Source organism: Terasakiella sp. SH-1, from assembly GCF_004564135.1.
Lineage (GTDB): Bacteria > Pseudomonadota > Alphaproteobacteria > Rhodospirillales > Terasakiellaceae > Terasakiella.
In genome coordinates this window covers 1,513,992-1,530,211 of record NZ_CP038255.1, presented here as the reverse complement: position 1 = coordinate 1,530,211, position 16,220 = coordinate 1,513,992, and the positions used below count along the sequence as shown (strand labels likewise).

18 protein-coding genes are annotated in these 16,220 nt (G+C 47.8%); 2 read left to right on the top strand and 16 right to left on the bottom strand.

The annotated features are described in order from the left end of the window. Positions 1 to 27 precede the first annotated feature (27 nt). Positions 28 to 1,878: a dihydroxy-acid dehydratase gene (gene ilvD, locus E4K71_RS07260; protein ID WP_135078156.1), complete on the top strand. Its 1,851-nt coding sequence runs from the start codon at positions 28 to 30 to the stop codon at positions 1,876 to 1,878. Between the two features lie 35 nt (positions 1,879 to 1,913). Here ilvD and E4K71_RS07255 read toward each other — a convergent pair whose 3' ends face one another. From E4K71_RS07255 to E4K71_RS07185, 15 genes are all read right to left on the bottom strand, one after another. Further along, the gene (locus E4K71_RS07255; protein ID WP_135078154.1) at positions 1,914 to 2,351 is read right to left on the bottom strand and encodes a hemerythrin family protein; all 438 of its coding nucleotides are present in this window, start codon (positions 2,349 to 2,351) and stop codon (positions 1,914 to 1,916) included. Positions 2,352 to 2,507: 156 nt separating this feature from the next. Continuing rightward, the gene (locus tag E4K71_RS07250; protein ID WP_167730341.1) at positions 2,508 to 3,518 is read right to left on the bottom strand and encodes a LysM peptidoglycan-binding domain-containing M23 family metallopeptidase; all 1,011 of its coding nucleotides are present in this window, start codon (positions 3,516 to 3,518) and stop codon (positions 2,508 to 2,510) included. A 37-nt stretch (positions 3,519 to 3,555) separates the two neighbouring features. Continuing rightward, complete coding sequence (locus E4K71_RS07245; protein WP_135078151.1) at positions 3,556 to 4,191, bottom strand: protein-L-isoaspartate(D-aspartate) O-methyltransferase; 636 nt, start codon at positions 4,189 to 4,191, stop codon at positions 3,556 to 3,558. Then, positions 4,188 to 4,958 carry a 5'/3'-nucleotidase SurE gene (gene surE, locus E4K71_RS07240; RefSeq protein ID WP_135078149.1) on the bottom strand — a complete coding sequence of 257 codons (771 nt, stop codon included), beginning with the start codon at positions 4,956 to 4,958 and terminating at the stop codon, positions 4,188 to 4,190. The genes E4K71_RS07245 and surE overlap by 4 nt, the downstream gene beginning before the upstream one ends. Positions 4,959 to 4,974: 16 nt before the next feature. Continuing rightward, positions 4,975 to 6,249, bottom strand: coding sequence for a serine--tRNA ligase (serS, locus tag E4K71_RS07235; RefSeq protein WP_135078147.1), 1,275 nt, complete (start codon positions 6,247 to 6,249; stop codon positions 4,975 to 4,977). A 13-nt stretch (positions 6,250 to 6,262) separates the two neighbouring features. After that, complete coding sequence (tatC, locus tag E4K71_RS07230; protein ID WP_240796890.1) at positions 6,263 to 7,087, bottom strand: twin-arginine translocase subunit TatC; 825 nt, start codon at positions 7,085 to 7,087, stop codon at positions 6,263 to 6,265. Between the two features lie 10 nt (positions 7,088 to 7,097). Continuing rightward, positions 7,098 to 7,481 carry a Sec-independent protein translocase protein TatB gene (gene tatB, locus E4K71_RS07225; protein ID WP_135078145.1) on the bottom strand — a complete coding sequence of 128 codons (384 nt, stop codon included), beginning with the start codon at positions 7,479 to 7,481 and terminating at the stop codon, positions 7,098 to 7,100. A gap of 30 nt (positions 7,482 to 7,511) precedes the next feature. Then, positions 7,512 to 7,751 (bottom strand): twin-arginine translocase TatA/TatE family subunit, encoded by a 240-nt coding sequence (gene tatA, locus E4K71_RS07220; RefSeq protein ID WP_135078143.1) that lies wholly within the window; start codon positions 7,749 to 7,751, stop codon positions 7,512 to 7,514. 122 nt (positions 7,752 to 7,873) lie between these two features. Then, positions 7,874 to 8,515 carry an SMC-Scp complex subunit ScpB gene (scpB, locus tag E4K71_RS07215; protein ID WP_135078141.1) on the bottom strand — a complete coding sequence of 214 codons (642 nt, stop codon included), beginning with the start codon at positions 8,513 to 8,515 and terminating at the stop codon, positions 7,874 to 7,876. Beyond that, entirely contained in the window at positions 8,512 to 9,312 is an 801-nt protein-coding gene (locus E4K71_RS07210; protein ID WP_135078139.1) for a ScpA family protein, read from the bottom strand. Before E4K71_RS07210 ends, scpB begins: the two co-directional genes overlap by 4 nt. A gap of 4 nt (positions 9,313 to 9,316) precedes the next feature. Then, a complete protein-coding gene (locus tag E4K71_RS07205) occupies positions 9,317 to 10,009 on the bottom strand; it encodes a site-2 protease family protein (protein WP_135078137.1) in 693 nt (230 codons plus the stop codon). A gap of 1 nt (position 10,010) precedes the next feature. Continuing rightward, positions 10,011 to 11,048, bottom strand: coding sequence for a beta-N-acetylhexosaminidase (gene nagZ / locus E4K71_RS07200; RefSeq protein WP_135078135.1), 1,038 nt, complete (start codon positions 11,046 to 11,048; stop codon positions 10,011 to 10,013). Then, positions 11,032 to 12,114: an SPOR domain-containing protein gene (locus tag E4K71_RS07195; RefSeq protein ID WP_135078133.1), complete on the bottom strand. Its 1,083-nt coding sequence runs from the start codon at positions 12,112 to 12,114 to the stop codon at positions 11,032 to 11,034. The genes nagZ and E4K71_RS07195 overlap by 17 nt, the downstream gene beginning before the upstream one ends. After that, positions 12,114 to 13,865, bottom strand: coding sequence for an arginine--tRNA ligase (gene argS / locus E4K71_RS07190; RefSeq protein WP_135078131.1), 1,752 nt, complete (start codon positions 13,863 to 13,865; stop codon positions 12,114 to 12,116). Before argS ends, E4K71_RS07195 begins: the two co-directional genes overlap by 1 nt. Then, the gene (locus tag E4K71_RS07185; protein ID WP_135078129.1) at positions 13,862 to 15,052 is read right to left on the bottom strand and encodes a deoxyguanosinetriphosphate triphosphohydrolase; all 1,191 of its coding nucleotides are present in this window, start codon (positions 15,050 to 15,052) and stop codon (positions 13,862 to 13,864) included. Before E4K71_RS07185 ends, argS begins: the two co-directional genes overlap by 4 nt. A gap of 103 nt (positions 15,053 to 15,155) precedes the next feature. Between E4K71_RS07185 and erpA the strand changes: the two genes are divergently transcribed. Further along, complete coding sequence (gene erpA, locus E4K71_RS07180) at positions 15,156 to 15,485, top strand: iron-sulfur cluster insertion protein ErpA (RefSeq protein WP_135078127.1); 330 nt, start codon at positions 15,156 to 15,158, stop codon at positions 15,483 to 15,485. Between the two features lies 1 nt (position 15,486). On the opposite strand, the gene E4K71_RS07175 is transcribed toward erpA, so the two are convergent. Continuing rightward, positions 15,487 to 16,173, bottom strand: coding sequence for a hypothetical protein (locus E4K71_RS07175; RefSeq protein ID WP_135078124.1), 687 nt, complete (start codon positions 16,171 to 16,173; stop codon positions 15,487 to 15,489). Between the last annotated feature and the right edge of the window lie 47 nt (positions 16,174 to 16,220).

The following is a 16,220-nucleotide window of genomic DNA, read 5'->3' as shown; positions in this document are numbered from 1 at the left end:
TTTTGAAAGACCCAAAAGGATTTGACCATGCCTGAGTATCGTTCGCGTACAACAACAGCTGGCCGTAATATGGCTGGCGCGCGTAGCCTTTGGCGCGCAACTGGAATGAAAGACGGTGATTTTGAAAAACCGATCATCGCTGTTGTGAACTCTTTTACCCAATTTGTACCGGGCCATGTCCATCTTAAAGATTTGGGTCAAATGGTCGCACGTGAAATTGAACAGGCTGGGGGTGTGGCCAAAGAGTTTAACACCATCGCCGTTGATGATGGCATTGCTATGGGCCATGACGGGATGCTTTATAGCCTGCCGTCGCGTGATTTGATCGCCGATAGTGTTGAATATATGGTCAATGCCCACTGTGCCGATGCGATGGTTTGTATCTCTAACTGTGACAAGATCACACCGGGGATGCTCATGGCTTCTATGCGTTTGAATATCCCGACTGTCTTTGTTTCCGGCGGACCGATGGAAGCGGGTAAAGTCACCATCAATGACGTTGAACATTCTCTGGACCTGGTTGATGCTATGGTTAAGGCTGCTGACCCGAATGTACCGGATGATGAAGTCGATGCGATTGAACGCTCAGCTTGTCCGACCTGTGGGTCCTGTTCTGGTATGTTTACTGCTAACTCCATGAACTGCCTGACAGAAGCCCTTGGTCTGTCCTTACCGGGCAATGGCACGGTCGTTGCCACACACGAAGATCGTAAAGAATTATTCTTGCGTGCCGGGCGCTTGTCTGTTGATCTGTGTAAGAAATATTATGAAGAAGGCGATGAAAGTGTTCTGCCACGCGGCGTTGCAACTTTTGAAGCCTTTGAAAATGCCATGACGCTGGATATTGCCATGGGCGGGTCCACCAATACGGTTCTTCACCTCTTGGCTGTTGCCCAGGAAGCTGGTGTTGATTTCACCATGAAGGATATGGACCGTTTGTCACGCAAGGTTCCTTGCCTGTGTAAAGTGGCCCCAAATGTCGCGGATGTTCATATCGAAGACGTTCATCGTGCTGGTGGTATTATCGGGATTTTGGGTCAACTCGATGCTGGTGGTTTGCTGCATCGTGATGTTTCAACCGTACATGAAAAGACACTGGGTGATGCCATTGATAAATGGGATGTCAGCCGTACAGATAGCGCCCATGAATTTTACAAGGCGGCACCGGGCGGTATCCCAACACAAGAAGCGTTCAGCCAATCAGCACGTTATAAAGAACTGTGTACAGATCGTTCGTCCGGTATTATTCGTTCGGTTGAAGATGCCTTCACTAAAGATGGTGGCTTGGCTGTGCTTTACGGGAATATTGCGGAAGATGGCTGTGTGGTAAAAACAGCGGGTGTGGATGAAAGCATCTGGAAATTTACGGGCAAAGCCAAAATTTGTGAAAGTCAGGATGAAGGGATTTCCCGTATCCTTGGTGGTGATATTGAGGCTGGTGATATTGTTATCATCCGTTACGAAGGCCCCAAAGGTGGGCCGGGTATGCAGGAAATGCTGTATCCGACAAGCTATCTTAAGTCCATGGGGCTGGGCAAGGAATGTGCCTTGCTGACAGATGGTCGTTTCTCCGGTGGGACATCTGGGTTGTCGATCGGTCATGCCTCACCAGAAGCGGCAAATGGCGGTGCCATCGGCCTTGTCGAAGAAGGTGATACGGTTATCATTGATATCCAGAATCGTTCGATCAATCTGGAAGTCAGTGATGAGGAACTTGCCAAACGCCGCCAAGCCATGGAAGCCAAAGGCAAGGATGCCTGGAAACCTGTGAAACCGCGTGAGCGTCATGTCAGTACAGCGTTGAAAGCCTATGCTGCAATGGCAACAAGTGCTGATAAAGGTGCTGTGCGTGATGTCAGTAAGCTTGAAGGGCTGTAAGGAAAAAGGAAGTCTCCGAAAAACAGGAGGCTTCCTTAATTATTTTTCTGAGGGAATGAACATTTTCCCCGTTTGCCTGTTGAAATACAGGTGCGACATTTTAGGTCTTCACGAATAACGTGATTTTCCCACCAGTCTTCAACAAACTCTTCAAACTTTGTTGGGAAAACAAGGCTACCGTTTTCTGCCATTGCTGATAAGGTTGACAGGTTTGTCAGAAATTCCCAATTCCGCTGCTTATGTTCTTGCGTGTATTGGCAGCTGATTTCTGTCAGTATATCTTCTTCATGGCCTAAACATTCTTGCGAATATTCAAAGAGTTCTTCCAATGCAGAGGTAATAAAATCTCGATCAGAGAGCAGGGAAGGGGACTGGTGAATCATATTCAGCAAATCGGCCACATGCTGGTTTTGTAGGTTCAGTATACGGTCGCCAAAATCGAACGTTTTGTCATTCCAAATGATCTTTTTCATGACCTGTTCCTTTCTTCCTTCACCCGTATTAGAAGATTATCAACTATTAGGGTAAATTGGTATCCCCATTTGGCAATCGTCCAAATGTAGTAAATGGCACATATCCATTATACATAGGCAGGAATATTCCGAAAGTATTATCGGAGATGAGGGGCTTTAACTACCCAGAAATTTCTTTGGGTTTACAGGGTTCATACCACGACGAACCTCGAAATGAAGCTGAGGGCGGATCACACCGCCAGAGCTGCCCACATTGGCAATCGTTTGGCCTTTTTTCACTTTTTGGCCGCGTTTGACCAATAGTTTCTCATTATGGGCATAAGCTGTAATCCAGCCGCCGCTATGTTTAATTAGCAACATATTGCCAAAACCACGCAATTCATTCCCACTATAGGCAACGACACCGTTTTCAGCTGCTTTGACGGGGGCTCCCCGTTTGGCTGCAATATTAATCCCGTCATTGCGCAGCCCATCTCGTTTCGCGCCAAAGCGTGAAATCACCCGTCCATCCACAGGCCATGCAAAACGACTGCTTGAACGTGGTGGCGGTTTGGGGATAGACTTACGGCTGATGCGTGGCTGGGCCTTTGCAACTCTTGTCGGTTTGTAGGTTGGTTCGGCGCTCACGCGGGGTTTAGGTCCACTGCTTTTCACCGTCGTTGTCACCGACGCCTTTTTGCGTGGAGATACAGGTTTTTGTGGTGGTGTTCTGTGTTGAACAACAACAGTTTTTGTCGCACCCGGCAATTTTAGACGTTGACCGACATGTAAGACATAAGGTGATTTGAGGCTGTTAATTTTGGAAAGGGTATACACATCCGTGCGATAGAGGCGGGAGACAGAATAAAGCGTATCACCGGACTGAACCACATGTTCTTTACCGCGTGGTAATTTAATACGCTGCCCTGTTTTGAGATGAAACGGCGGCAAGAGTTTGTTCTCGTCAATGATCTCACGAACAGTAACACCGTATTTTCGTGAAATTGCCCAAACCGTATCCCCTTTCTGCGTGACCACAGTACTGGGGACATATCCATAGCTTTTCCTGTTCTGAGATGAACTGTGATCGCCTTGAGATTGCGTCCCCTTATAAGGGACACCCACACCGCCACAAGACGCCAGCAACAACAAACAGCCTGTCATGATATATTTAGGGAGAGAACTCATGGGCGGATTATGCCTAAGCCTATCAAGAGTTTCAATTTTATTCTGGCAAGCCGGGGATAAGCGGCACAAATCGGACCTTTTCCAGTTCTTCGACTTGAAAACCATCTTCTGTTCGCGTAACGCGGATTAACCATTGTGCCGATGTATCTTCGCCAATTGGGGCCACCATAATGCCGCCAATTGCCAGTTGGTCGGCCAGTTCTGGCGGGACATCAGCCGCCGCAGCCGTCACCATAATACGATCAAACGGGGCCTGTTGGGGCCAACCCAATGTGCCATCACCACAGCGGCCAACAATATTGGTTTGTTTAAAGTGGTGAAAACGTTGCTCAGCCTGTTCAAACAGGGGCTTATAGCGTTCAATGGTGTAAAGACGGCGACAAAGCTTGGCGAGAACCAGAGCCTGATATCCTGATCCGGTTCCCACTTCCAGCACCTTATGGCGATCTGTCACTTGCAGGGATTCGCTCATAAAAGCAACGATATAAGGCTGGCTTAAGGTTTGGCTATAGCCGATGGGCAGGGCAATATTATCATACGCCTGATCATGAAAGTTCTCAGAAACAAAGGCTTCACGCGGGATTGTTTCAATGGCTGATAACACAGCTGTGTCTGTAATTCCCTGGCGGCGCAGTTCCATCAAAAGGCGAATTTTTTCCGCATGAATACTCATGATAAGATCCCCTGCATTTTTTCCAGACGCTCATAATCTGTGAAATCTAACGAAATGGGGGAAATTGAAATATAGCCATTCATTACGGCATGAAGGTCCGAGCCTTCGTTGAATGTATCTTCGGAACGCAGAGCCCCAACCCAGAAATATTCTTCACCACGTGGGTCATAGGCTTTAACTAGATCATCACCGATTTTTCGCCGTCCCTGTTTGGTCGCTTTTAGACCTTTGACAGATTGGCTGACCACATCGGGGAAATTCACATTCATCAATGTATTTTCCGCCCAGCCCATTTGAACCAGTTGTTGCAGGACGTCGGGGCCATGCTTTTCCGCAGTTGCCCATTTCAGCGGGTGTTTATCTTTAAAGAACTGGGAAAAAGCAATGGCGGGTACGCCAAGTAAGGTCGCTTCCATTGCCGCAGCGACTGTACCGGAATAGGTGATGTCCTCTCCCAGATTCCCTCCGCGGTTTACACCTGATAATACAAGGTCCGGCTTGTTATCTTTCATGACTTCATTTAAGGCGAGAAGGACACAATCGGTAGGCGTGCCATCGACGCTGTAGCGATATTCTGAATGTTTATGAATGCGCAATGGCCGTCGCAAGGTAAGGGAATGGCCTGTTGCACTTTGTTCCGTTTCCGGGGCAACGACCCAAACCTCTTTGGCAACGGCCTTGGCAATATGTTCCAGTACCTTCAAACCCGGTGCATGAATACCATCATCGTTGGTGATCAGGATTCTTGCATCTGACAGGTTGATCATAACGGGCCTCAGGAACCTAGTTTGCTGTAATAACTTCCAACCCACCCATATACGGGCGAAGAACTTCAGGTACAATGACGGAACCATCAGCCTGTTGGTAGTTTTCCAATACAGCAACAAGGCAACGGCCCACAGCCAAACCTGATCCATTCAGTGTATGAACGAACTGGGGCTTTTTCTCACCTTCTGCACGGAAACGGGCTTTCATACGACGTGCCTGAAAATCACCTGTTGTGGAACAAGATGAAATCTCACGATAACGGTCCTGGCCAGGTAGCCAAACCTCAATATCAAAGGTCCGACGTGCAGAGAAACCCATATCACCTGTACATAGCGTAATCACACGATAAGGAAGCTTGAGTCCTTGGAGAACGGCTTCTGCACAGCCTGTCATGCGTTCCAATTCAGCATCTGATTCATCAGGTTTGACGACAGACACCATTTCCACTTTTGAAAATTGGTGTTGGCGGATCATACCGCGTGTGTCTTTACCCGCAGAACCGGCTTCTGAACGGAAGCACCATGTCATTGCCGTATAACGACGAGGCAGGGATGATTCATCTGCAATATCGTTGGCAACCATATTTGTCAGCGGTACTTCTGCTGTCGGGATCATCCAAAAACCTTCTTCTGTACGGTAAAGGTCTTCTGAGAATTTCGGCAACTGTCCTGTACCATAAAGGGCATTGTCTTTGACAAGGGCAGGGGGATTAACTTCGGTGTAGTCATGCTTCATTGTGTGTAAATCAAGCATATAAGCGGCTAAGGCACGTTCCATACGGGCCAAAGCCCCGCTTAAGATCACAAAACGCGAGCCCGAAATCTTGGCTGCTGTTTCAAAATCCATTTGGCCAAGTTGTTCGCCAATATCGAAGTGCTCTTTTGCTTCAAACTCAAAAGACGGTACATCGCCCCATTTGCGGATTTCCACATTATCGTCTTCATCATCACCATCAGGTACATCAGAAGCCGGAACATTAGGCAAAGACATTAAAGCGTTTTCCAGTTCCGCTTCTTTGGCTTTTGCTTGTTCTTCCAGTTCAGCCTGTTGTGATTTGGACTGTGAAACTTGCGTCATAATCTCGCTGGCATCGCGGCCTTCGCGTTTTGCAATGCCAATCTCTTTGGACAGTTTATTGCGTTCTGCCTGCACTTCTTGTGAACGAGACAAAATGTCGCGGCGTTCACTATCAAGAGCAATCAGACTTTCAGCCTGTGGCTCAAGGCCACGGCGCGCCATTCCGGCATCAAAGTCAGCAGGGTTTTCACGGATCCATTTAATATCAAACATAGGTCTGTACGCCTTAGGTCATATTGAAGTCGGTTTCTTCAAATTCATCTTCATCTTCTTCATCAATGGTGTCGTCTTGTTTTTTCTCAACAGCACGAACCGAAATGATGGAGATTTCATACAGAACAAGAATAGGAATTGCCAGACCTACTTGCGAAATAATATCCGGCGGGGTCATAAAAGCGGCAAAAATAAAGGTTACAACCACCGCATATTTACGTTTGGCAGCTAAACCACGTGATGTTGCAAAACCGATGCGGGCCAAAAGTGTCAAGACCAGTGGAAGCTGGAAGCTAATACCAAAGGCAAAAATCAGCTTCATGACCAGTGACAGATATTCATTGACCTTGGCTTCAAGCTGAATGGGAAGCGTTCCATCACCACCGCCCATGGTTTCAAAGCTCAGGAAAAACTTCCAGGCCATCGGCATAATGAAATAATAGACCAATGCCCCGCCCATGATAAACAGGATGGGAGAAAGGACCAGATAAGGTGCAAGGGCGGCTTTTTCATTCTTGTACAGCCCCGGTGCCAAAAAGCGCCAGAATTGTGTGGCAATGACCGGGAAGGCCAGCAAGAAGGCTGCAAAGAAAGAGACTTTAAGCTGGGTGAAAAAGGCTTCATGCAGCGCGGTGTAGATCATCCGGCGATTGCCGCCAAGCTCGGTCAAAATCTGGGCAAGCGGGGCAACCAAAAAATTATAGATATCGGCAGCAAAATAATAACAGCCCAGAAATGCGATAAACAGGGCAGCCATGGCAACGGTCAGCCTGTTTTTCAGTTCAATCAAATGCTCCATAATGGGCATTGTGTTTACTGAGGAATGAGGGTCGGTCACAGCGGCACTCTTATGATTTCGCAGTTTTGTCTGATTTGTCTTCTACAGCGGGTTTAGCCGTTGTATCAGATGATTCTTGCATGGATTTATTGAAGTCTGCCGCCTCTTGGGAAAAGTCCATCGCTTTGGTGATTTCCCCCTTTGAATCAACAGTTTCTTCAATCTTGCGATTGATATCGGCTGTCCGTACAGATTGAATCTGATTTTTAACTTCTTCGAGTTCTGTTTCCTTGATCATATCATCAATATTGCTTTGAAATTCGCGGATCATGCCTTTGACCTTGCCAATCATGCGTGCAACAGAACGCATGGCTTTTGGTAAGTCTTTGGGGCCAATCACAAGAATGGCAATAATGACGATAGAGGCGATCTCGGTCCAACCGATATCAAGCATCGTTTGTGTCGTCCAAAAGGTAGAATGTTATCAGGCGTCTTTTTTCTCAGAAGCATTTGTCGTGCTTGTGCTTGCAGCTTCGTCGCTTTTAGAAATGGAAGCAGGTTGCTCTGAAGATGTGGAAACCTCAGGCTCGTCGTCCTTCATACCTTTTTTGAAGCTTTTGATACCTTTTGCCAAATCGCTTGCGATTTTCGGGAATTTACCAAGGCCGAAAATAACAACAACGATCGCCAGAACAATAAGCAACTGGGGTAGACTTGGCATCATGGGAAGGGTTCTCCGTGTTACAATAATTATATGTCTTTTAAGCATATAAGCAGAAAGATTGTTCCACCGCAATGCCCAATTACGACATATATTAGAGTTAATTCCGATAAGGTGCTTTTTCTTTAATCGTCTTCAAGCGGTTCGGGCATTTCTATGCCGTCTTGCTCTTGATCAGGGTGATCAAGGGGTAATTCCATTTCTCCACGTACCGTATAGGCGTTGATTGCAGGGCGGGCATCCAGAAGCCCCGCTGATTTCAGCTCTTCAATCCCCGGCAGGTCATCAATCTTTTCAAGGCCGAATTGATCCAGAAAATTGACGGTTGTTCCCCATGTCATGGGGCGCCCCGGTGTACGCCGTCGCCCACGTGGTTTGATCCATCCGGCTTCAAAAAGAACATCCAACGTCCCTTTGGAAAGAGAGACCCCCCGGATCTCTTCAATTTCTGCCCGCGTAACAGGCTGGTGATACGCAACAATCGCAAGGGTTTCTACGGCCGCACGTGAGAGGGTTTTGACATTTTCACGATATTCACTCAGTTGTTCTGCGATATCTGAGGCTGTGCGAAAAGCCCAGGCATTGCCACGATGGACAAGGTTGACGCCACGGATTTCATATTCTGACTGAAGGGTGCGCAACAGTTCTTTTATTGAGACGTCTTCATCAAAATAATTAGCAAGTTTCTTTTCGCCCAAGGGTTCCTTTGATGCGAAAAGGACGGCTTCTAACAAACGAAGCTGTTGGAACTGTTCCTCTGCACTCATGATTGTGGTTCCTCATCAGAACTTTGAAAATAGATCGGACCAAAGGTGTCACTTTGTCGAATTTTTAACTTACCGTCCCGCGCCATTTCAAGAGCGGCTGCAAAGGTTGAAGCAATGGCTGAACGCGTATGCAGACTGTTTTTTAAATCATTGGGTAGAAAATTGACCAATTGAGTCCATTCTGGGATTTTTCCAAGGAAGTTGCGTAATCGTTCAATCGCCATATCCATGGAATATAAATCCATGGGTTCAATATGAAGGGTCTGGTCCACATGTTTATTCATCTGGTCGCCATACGCTTTCATCAGGTCATAAAGTGTGACGTCATAAGTGACTTCATCCAGTTTCCCAAAACTTTCCGGTTGCCCACGTTTATGGATCAGCTGGCCTAACGTATTGAGTTCCATCAGGGCTTCCCCTGCGTTTCGCATGGATTCCAGACGTTGAAGTTGAAAGGCAAGAGCAGCAGCTATTTCTTCTGCACTGGGTTCTTCCTGATCATTTTGTTCAGGGATCAAAAGGCGGCTTTTCAGATAGGCAAGCCATGCAGCCATAACCAGATAATCTGCAGCGAGTTCAAGGTTTTTGCGACGCGCTTCGGCAACCCATAGCAAATATTGATCGGCCAGTTGCAAAATAGAAATATGGATCAGGTCGACTTTTTGATCACGTGCCAGTTCCAGCAGGATATCAAGCGGGCCTTCAAACCCTTCAAGGTCGATGATCAGGGCGCTTTTAAGCTTCTTTGGGCGCAGGTCTTCATCTTCATGCTGGTCAAGGTCAATCAGATTAGCCATCTGTTTATCCTGTAATTCCAACGCTTTGAATAATCAGTTCTGTCAAGAATTCAGCGGGAATACCTACAAGCCACCACAGAATATTCAGGTTATAGCCAAACAAGCCCCCCACGTAGGGAACAAGGAAGATCATGCCAAGTAAAATCAACATCCCATAGCGTTCAAGTGAAGCCAGGCGCATGGCAAGCGGGCGGGGTAATATCCCTACAGCAATACGTCCCCCATCAAGAGGAGGTAACGGAATCAGATTGAAGACGCATAAAATAATATTGATCCGGATAGAGTTCGCCAAATTATGTGCCACCCAGACATCGACCTCTTGCGGCAACAAGGGCAGGGCGTAAAAGGCGAGTGCTGACAGGACGGCCAATAAGATATTTGAACCGGGCCCCGCCGCAGCCACCAAAACCATATCGCGCCGAATATGGCGGAAGTTACGCATATCAATGGGAACGGGCTTGGCATAACCAAACATCATCTTTCCACCAGATATCAACAACATAAGGCCGGGCATAATCAAGGTGCCAAACGGATCAATATGTTTGACCGGGTTAAAAGTGACACGGCCCAGCATATAGGCGGTTCGGTCCCCCAAACGCCAAGCCACCCAACCATGGGCGGCTTCATGAATGGTCACGGCAATGATGATGGGCAGAATCCACACCGAAATCATAAATCCGATGTTGGCGAAATCCATGCTAGCTCACCAGTTCCATCAGGGTGTTAAAACGATTTTCGGCCTGATCGAAATCAATTTCTTCAAAGCCTTCACGACACATTTTCCAGCCTTCTTCCAGGCGGTCATATGTCTCATCTGTCAGAGGGCGTAGACCTTCTGCGACGGCCAACATTTCTTCTTTTTTACCGTTACAGTGCAGGGCCAAGTCACACCCCGCATCAAGAGCGGTTTCTGCACGGTCTGTAAAGCTGCCTTCCAGGGCATGCATGGACAAGTCGTCAGAAATCAGCACACCGTTGTAGCCAATATGGGAACGGATCACATCTTCGATCAGGCGCGGGGACATAGTGGCCGGCGCATGGGGGTCAATATCGCTATAAACGATATGAGCCGTCATCGCCCAAGGCATGTCATTGAGATCAGCAAAGGGGCGGAAATCGACGCTATCGAGAATATCAAAACTTTCGTCAACAACAGGCAAGGCTTTGTGACTATCGACAAGGGCACGGCCATGGCCCGGAATATGTTTAATGACAGGAAGTACACCACCAGCCATAAACCCTCGACAGGCGGCACGCCCCATAATGGCTGCTAATTCTGGATGTGACGCATAAGCGCGATCACTGATAATCGGATCAGCCCCTTCAATGGGAATATCTAAAACAGGGGCGCAATCCACATTGATCCCCAAATCAGATAATTCCGAAGCAAACAGACGGGCATTGAGGTGGGCAGCTTCCAGTCCCATTTCCATATTAAAGGCGGCAAGCTCACCAATTTTAGCTGCGGTTGGAGCCTCGCGCCAATGGGGCGGGCGAAGACGGGCCACCCGGCCACCTTCCTGATCAATCAGGATAGGTACATCGGAATGAGAAACACAACTGCGCAAATCATCGCATAGGGCACGAACCTGATACGGGTCTTCCACATTACGGGCGAACAGAATAAAGCCCAGCGGATTCAGGTCTGTAAAAAACTCACGTTCCCAATCGGTCAGTTCCAATCCTTCACAGCCGAAAATACCGGCTTGTGGATTTGAGTTATCGTACGCGGACAATGAAGCACCCCACTTTGCGTTTTTTGAGTTGGCTACACAAGCTTTTGGCCTTATCACCTGTTTCAACAGGCCCGACACGCAAGCGGTAGTAGATCCCCTTTGCAGGGCCAAGGTCAGCCCTTACAATATTGGCGGGAAGGCGGCCAATAATATCGGCGTTTTTAGCTTTAATCCTCTGCCATGTTGCCTTGACGCCTGCTTCATTTTTAGAAGAGAGCAATTGCAAGGTATAACCAGACTTTGCCAAAGGTTTTAGTGCATTTGCCGGGCGGGGCTTAACCGCAGGTGGCTTTGGCATAACGCGCGCTGCTGTCTTTACAGGCTCTTTTTTAACTTCGGTTGCTGTTGCAACTGGTTCTGTCGGCTTATCAGGTTCTTGTAAAGCTTCTGCAACTTTTGCAGCCAGATCATCCTTATCTTGCTGGGTTGGAGCCACGGCTTCGCGTTTCGTTAAAGCGCGTGGTGCATTTTTATCTTCAACCGGTGCAGGGGGCGGTGGCGCAATCTTTTCGGCCATTTCCTCAGACGGGACTTCCGGCAGTTTTGGCGCTTGCAATGTCACAGGCCCCGGTGCCGGTTTAGGGTCGGGCATTTTGACAATTGTTTGCGGGGCTTCAAGCTTTGGCAGCTCTTTACTGACCTTTTGCATGCCAGTTTCAGGATCAATGGATTCACTGAGTTCAGGAATAGCATGTTCACGCGCGGGTTTTTCCAGCGGTTGTTCCGGACGCGGTAAGAGGCGTTCCAGTTTTGGTTCTGTATTTTCACCACTGACACGATCATAAACCGTTTTATCCCGGTTAGGGACGCTCATCCCGCCCGGATCACTGGGTTTTTCTTTTGTTGGGGCCGTATCAGCACGGACAACAGGGATATCATCACTTGATTGTGGTGTATTGCCGACAAAATACCATGCACCACCTGCAAGTCCGGCGATGACCGTGACAGCAAGGAAAAGTTTTACCGCCTTTCCTTTGCCGCCTTCATCGCTTGAGACTGGCTTGTAATCATAGGCATCCGAGGACGGATCCATCAAATCATCGTCAAAATCATCCCTGTGCGGCATTAACGCAACTCCTCACGCGGTTCTACACCCAATGTGTTCAGACCAGAAGCAATGACCAAAGAAACCGCCTTCAGCAGTGCAAGACGCGATTTTGTCAGGGCTTCGTTATCTGAATGCAGGAAACGCAATTGAACATTTCCTGTCCCCTTGTTCCAAAGAGAATGGAATTCTGAAGCCAAATCGTAAAGGAAATATGTAATACGATGGGGCTCATGACTTTCTGCTGCGGCTTCAACCAAGCGTGGCCATTCAGCCATCAGGCGCATCAAGGCCAGTTCAGATTCATCATCCAGCAAAGACAGGTCCGCAGAATTCAAGTTCTCAATATCCATGCTGACAGACGGCATTTCTTCTGCACTTTTGCGGAAAACAGAATAACAACGTGCATGGGCATATTGTACATAGAAAACCGGGTTGTCTTTGGATTGTTCTACCACCTTGGCAAAATCAAATTCCAGCTGGGCATCGGATTTTCGTGTCAGCATGATAAAGCGCACAACGTCTTTACCCACCTTGTCAATCACATCGCGCAAGGTCACAAATGTGCCTGCACGTTTTGACATTTTCACAGGCTCGCCATTTTCCATCAAATTGACCATTTGGGCCAGTTTGATATCCAGATCACCTTTGCCCTCAGACATGGCTTTTACGGCAGCTTTCATACGTTTAACATAGCCACCATGATCAGCCCCAAAGATATCAATCATCTGATCAGCACCACGGCTGAATTTATCAAAGTGATAAGCAATATCGTTGGCAAAATACGTGTTGGAGCCATCAGACTTTTTCAATGGGCGATCCACATCATCGCCAAAGTCCGTGGCTTTAAACAGTAATTGCGGGCGTGGTTCCCAATCATCGGGCTTTTTGCCTTTCGGCGGTTCCAGCACACCTGTATACACTAGATCGCGGTCTTCAAGATATTTGATGGCTTTACCCACCATATCGTTTTCAACCAGTTCGCGCTCAGACGAAAATACATCATGTTGAACACCAAGGGCTGCCAAGTCATTACGGATCAAGCCCATCATTGCATCGATGGAGAATTGACGGATTTCTGCCAGCCACTCGCTTTCATCCGCATTGAGCCATTGATCACCGAATTTCTCTTTCAGCTGCTTGCCCACGCCGACAAGATAGTCACCGGGGTAAAGACCTTCTGGGATTTCAATGGTTTCACCAAAGGCTTCGCGATAACGCAGATAAGCTGAACGGGCGAGGACATCAACCTGAGCCCCAGCATCATTGATATAATATTCTTTGGTTACGTTAAAGCCTGCCTTTGAAAGCAAGAGAGCAAGCGCATCCCCAACAACGGCACCTCGACCATGGCCCACATGCATGGGGCCTGTCGGGTTGGCAGAGACATATTCAACATTAATGGACTGGCCGGACCCCATATCTGAGTCCCCCCAGTTGGTACCTGCGGCCAAAACATCACGCAAACGCGCGTGCCAGAATTCAGTTGCCAGTTTGATATTGATAAAGCCGGGGCCAGCTACATCAACAGAAACCACATGGTCAATGTTTTTGATTTCTTCGGCCAGAATGTCTGCCAAATCACGCGGCTTCATCTTGGCTTGTTTACACAACACCATGGCGGCGTTTGTTGCCACATCCCCATGGGAGGCATCGCGCGGGGGCTCACAGGTCAGGCGGGACGGGTCCATACCTTCGGGTAGTTTGCCTTCAGAAGAAAGCTTGGTGACGATTGCTGAAATATCGTTATGAAAAGATTTAAAAAAATTCATGAGTTTCTGGCCTGTACATCAAACAAACGGGAATGTTCATCCAACGCGTAACGATCTGTAATTCCGGCAATATAATCGGCAACGACTTTCGCCGTTTTTTCCGAAGGCTTGCCATCGGTGAGTTTGTACCATTCAGTCGGAAGACAATTGGGTTCCGCCATAAATAGGGTGAAGAGGTCTTGCACCACCCGGCGGGCCTTAGATGTCATCCGATTGATTTTGTAGTGACGATAAACATTTTCAAACATAAAGGCTTTCAATTCCCGGTCACATTTCTGAATACGTTCAGAAAAACTGGCCGTTGCCCTGCCTGCATTGCGAATATCCCCAACATCTTTTGGTGCCGCATCTTTAATGCGTGATTGGGTTTCCTGCAAGAGATCGTTGACCATATCGCCAATAAGGCGGCGCACGGCCTCATAAATCAGGCGCGATTCATCCAAATCAGGATATTGTTTGGCCACATCATGGAAGGTTTCGCCCACAACAGGGACATCCTTTAAGTCTTCGATTCGAATAAGACGGGCACGAAGCGCATCATCGATGTCATGGTTATTATAGGCAATATCGTCTGAAAGGGCTGCGATTTGGGCCTCAAGTGACGAATAATTATCAAGATCAAGGTCAACCACATGAGCGTCATAATCGACAATGGCCTGGGGCACAGGTTTGGCGTGGGTGGAATTGGGACCACGTAACGGCCCGTTATGTTTGACCACACCTTCCACACATTCCCAAGTCAGGTTCAGCCCGTCAAAATCGGCGTAGCGTTGTTCCAGCTCGCTGACCACACGCAAGGACTGGGCGTTATGATCAAACCCACCGTAAGGGGCTAGGGCCTCGTCCAAGGCATCTTCCCCGGCATGACCAAAGGGCGGATGACCCAAATCGTGGGCAAGGGCGAGGGATTCAGCCAGTTCCTGATTGAGATCAAGATAACGACAAACCGTTCGGGCAATCTGGGCAACTTCCAGTGAGTGTGTCAGGCGCGTCCTGAAAAAATCACCTTCATGGTTGACGAAAACCTGTGTTTTATATTGAAGACGTCGAAAGGCCGCGGAATGGATGATGCGATCACGGTCGCGTTGATGACAGCTGCGTGTCGTGCTTTCCGGTTCCGGGTGATATCGCCCACGACTGTCTTGGGGGAGGCAGGCATAAGGGGCTAATGTAATTAATTCACTCATGGGCAAGAAGGTAACCTTGACGTGCTTTTGATGCAATGGGTTTGACAAATCTGTTTGTTAGATTACATAAAGGATCAAACAGTTTTATTTATGGAGTTTCCACATGTCTCAAGTCGGTTTAACGGAAAATGCCGCAAAGCAGGTTGAAAAGCTTATTGCATCGGAAGGAAATCCAAACCTGAAACTGCGTATCATGATCACTTCTGGGGGCTGTTCCGGCTTTTCCTATAACTTTAGTCTGGATGATCAAGTCAAAGACGATGATCAGGTTTTCACATTTGGTGAGATTGATGTGTTGGTCGATGAGGCATCTATGCCTTTTGTTGAAGGATCAGAACTTGATTATGTCACAGACTTAATGGGCTCAAGCTTTCAGATGAAAAACCCTAACGCCACGTCTGAATGTGGCTGTGGCAGCAGTTTTTCCGTTTAAATTACCAGTCCTGACACATGGCCTGTTCACGGCGATAGTTTGCTTTCGTATCAATCCGCGCATTTTTTCGGCTGATGTCTGATGACATCCGTTTAAAAAGTGGGCGGATTTGTGCATCTAATAAACGTTGCAGCTTGTTCGCTGCTGCATTGGCTGAACGCAGATAGACTGGCCCAATACGTGGCGCTTTTTTACGAATGGCGCGTTCAATCCCGCCAGCATGTTTGTAAAGTGTATCGCGGAAAATCTGCACATGGACGTTTTCGTGGTTGAGGATGGAGTCATGCTCGCAGGACCCTTGGCGATATTTATTACTGATATAGACATCAATATTACGATAGCCGATAAACAGCTGTGCAGATTCTAAAACAGCACAAAAGCGTCCCCGGCCCAACTGGTAGATTTTTGTGCCGGTTTTCAGGTGATAATTTTCATCAGCAACCGTAAGTCCCGTAGGAATCCACATGGGGCCTAAACGACGTCCAACATTGCCACGCATTTTGGAAAGCTGGCGAGAATTGAGACCTTTATGATATTTCAGGTCTCCCATAGAGGTTTCCATGAAAATCTCAACATTACGGCCATTTTCTGGACATTTGGGCCAGCCATTTTTCGCCCATGCCTGTTGCTCCCCAGAGGCGAGGATAAAAAAGACCAAAAAACTGAAAAGGAATGATGGAAACTTCATAGGGACAGTATATGTTATCTCCAAACACAGACTCAATGGAGAATTCC